The organism is Vibrio sp. V33_P6A3T137, assembly GCF_009904835.1.
Taxonomy (GTDB): Bacteria; Pseudomonadota; Gammaproteobacteria; order Enterobacterales; family Vibrionaceae; genus Vibrio; species Vibrio metschnikovii.
This window is the reverse complement of the sequence record NZ_WXWK01000169.1, coordinates 1-3,051: the sequence shown is the minus strand read 5'-3', so window position 1 is coordinate 3,051 and position 3,051 is coordinate 1. Positions and strand designations below refer to the sequence as shown.

At 37.5% G+C, this 3,051-nt stretch carries 2 protein-coding genes and 2 pseudogenes; all 4 read right to left on the bottom strand.

The window, feature by feature from the left end:
* Positions 1 to 349 (bottom strand): EpsG family protein (locus CAG60_RS15635; RefSeq protein ID WP_202598603.1); only part of this gene is annotated, 349 nt, incomplete at its 3' end.
* 39 nt (positions 350 to 388) lie between these two features.
* Positions 389 to 1,540 (bottom strand): annotated as a pseudogene (locus CAG60_RS15630) (ISAs1 family transposase).
* A 143-nt stretch (positions 1,541 to 1,683) separates the two neighbouring features.
* Positions 1,684 to 1,965 (bottom strand): annotated as a pseudogene (locus CAG60_RS15625) (ISAs1 family transposase); the annotation flags it as partial.
* A 263-nt stretch (positions 1,966 to 2,228) separates the two neighbouring features.
* Positions 2,229 to 3,051: oligosaccharide flippase family protein (locus CAG60_RS15620; protein WP_161439378.1), on the bottom strand; the 823-nt coding region annotated here is incomplete at its 5' end.

The following is a 3,051-nucleotide window of genomic DNA, read 5'->3' as shown; positions in this document are numbered from 1 at the left end:
ATGCAATACCTACTGAAAATAGCGAAACGACTAAAAATAGATATGTATAGTTTGATGTAAACAAACGAATAATTGCCCCTAAAGCAATATAAGCAGGCTCCATCCAAGTCTCGGAAAAAGAGTATGTAAACTCTCCAGTGAACCAATAACTTATATCTGGCACCTCCAAGAACTTTATAACATAGTTCCAATCATCAGCACCAACCCCAGCCTCTCTAAATCCTGCAAAAAAAATCAGTAGTAAGGCAGATAATATAAAAAAAAATGGTTTTAGATAAGAAAGTTGCTTTGTATTGTGAGCAACTGAACAAAAAGCAAGCCAACCAAAAACAACCAAGTATGCTGTCATACTTTAACCTTAATAAACTATCAGAGCGACCGCACGTGTTCACGGAAAAATCATGAACATTCCCCGTAAATAAACGCTTCCCAAAACCTTAAAAAGATACTCTGGATCCATCGCGCACATCGCTCGTTTGTGTTTAATGCTCGCTTTCAGCGTCGTTTCACTTTTTAGCATGTTTAAGCACATCTGTCTGATCCTTGCGAAATTCTCTGCTCGTTCTTCCGCTCGTTTACGGCAAGCATCTTCACCAAATTCTGTATCCAACATCCAATGCATCGACTCAACTAACCAGTGCGAGCGTGAAGCATTTAACAATTCTTCAGCACTGAGCGTTTTCGAACTAATATAATATCGAACCGTTACATCCGATTCTTGAGCCACTGCTGATTCTTGACGAATAGATACCACAATTCCCATCGTTTTAAGCCCTGGCCAATCAAATTCAAGATCGCCCAAAACACTTAAATCTTCGTTCACTAAGGCTAATCGTGTTTCTTTTCGGCCTCGCGATGTTTCTTGAGTACTGTAAGAATCACCGTCATGTTGTTGCAGCATGCTCATATTGAAATAATGATTAAAAGCTTGCTCAAGACGACCTTGATTTCCTTTTACTGCCAGCAAGTAATCTGCGTTCTTTTCAAGGATTTTTTGTGCGATTTTCTTTTGGCAACCCATCGCATCAATGGTCACTAAACAACCTGATATATCAAGCAGTTGAAGCAATTCAGGAATGGCGGTTATCTCATTGGATTTCTCGTAAACTTTATGCTATCCAAGGCACACGCCATTTTCTGTAGCAAACGCATTAACCATATGAATCGCACCAAGCCCACGGGAATCATCATAAGACCCTCGAACGGTTTTACCATCTATCGCTATCACTTCACCGTCAGTGAGTTCACAGCATGATTTCATCCATTCGATAAAACACTTTTGTAAGCGTGTCGCATTAATCATGCCCATCACTCTAGCTATGGTAATAGCGGAAGGAACACCATGACTAAAATCACCAAAGCGTTTGAGGAAATCTAGCCACCTTGTGCCGTAAAGATGAATGGCTTTCCAATCATCCTGACCGGAAAGTACCGCACAGATTGTTAACAAAATGATATCCGTTAACTTGTGTTCAACTTTGCCTTGTTGGCGGTAATCTGGGATGACATCGAAATGCATAAATGGATGCTGGTTACTCATCGTTTTTGACCTCCATTTTGTCTATGAAGGTATTAGAAAACACTGAAAATGATCGTCAAATTGATCATCGGTTAATTGCTTGTTGTGTGATAGCGTTATCGATCGGAACAAGAAAACCGTGAACTTACTATGCCATAAACCCTTTAAACATGGGCATGTTCATGATTTTTCTCTGCTATCGCTATCACTTCACCGTCAGTGAGTTCACAGCATGATTTCATCCATTCGATAAAACACTTTTGTAAGCGTGTCGCATTAATCATGCCCATCACTCTAGCTATGGTAATAGCGGAGGGAACACCATGACTAAAATCACCAAAGTGTTTGAGGAAATCGAACCACTTTGTGCCGTAAAGATGAATGGCTTTCCACTCATCCTGATCGGAAAGCACCGCACAGATTGTTAACAAAATGATATCCGTTAACTTGTTCTCGACTTTGCCTTATTGGCAATAATCTGGGATGACATCGAAATACATAAATGGGTGCTGGTTACTCATCGTTTTTGACCCCCATTTTGTCTATGGAGTTATTAGAAAACACTGAAAATGATCGTCAAATTGATCATCGGTTAATTGTTTGTTGTGTGATAGCGTTATCCATCGGAACAAGAAAATTGTGAATTATCGATACCACAAACCCTTTAAACACAAGCATATTCATAATTTTTCTGTCCCTATATTATAATTTATCGAATTAGACGCCTATATGAAATATAATAATCAACAAAAAACAAAATTCTTGCCAATGCTATAGATAGAGCACCTCCTAGCAACCCACCAAAGTAGATTCCAAAGATACAGATCAAAGCTGAAATGACTGATACCCTTAGTGATACATTCCGATATAATCGGTCATAACCATTAGGTAGTAAAAAACCCTTACTTATTGCATTGGATAAACCAATAAAAAAAACGCCTATCGTAAATATAATTAAAAATTGGTTTACATCAGAAAAATCACCACCTAAAAAAAGACTTAATATCGACTCTCCTAAAAAGAACAATACTAAAATAGGAAATACAGTGATCAAACCATTTACAATAAGTAACTTATTGACCTGGTTTTCTTTAATTCTGGAAATAATTGGATATATAGCTTTAGCCACAACATCTTGGATTGTCACGACTACCGATGTTAAACGAGATGCAATTGCAAAATTAACAAATTGGTCGGCAGGATAGGCAGTACCTAACGCAATAGTTGGCATCGCGTTATATAGATTAGGAGCAAGTAGGCCAATAAATACGTCCCTACCTTCTTTAATTGTTTTCAACAAATTATTAAATTCAGGCACTCTTAGTTTATATCTTTTATGTGCAATAGCAGTTAAATATATACCAGAGAAAAATGTTGGCAAACAACTAGCAGCAACAGCAATACTAAAACTTTCAGGCTGTCTAACAAAGAAAACAATAATTACAAGATTAGTTATTTTTGATAATAATGAAACATACATTAAATTTTCAACACAACCAATGCCTTGAAAAAACCATGCAGCTGTTAGAATA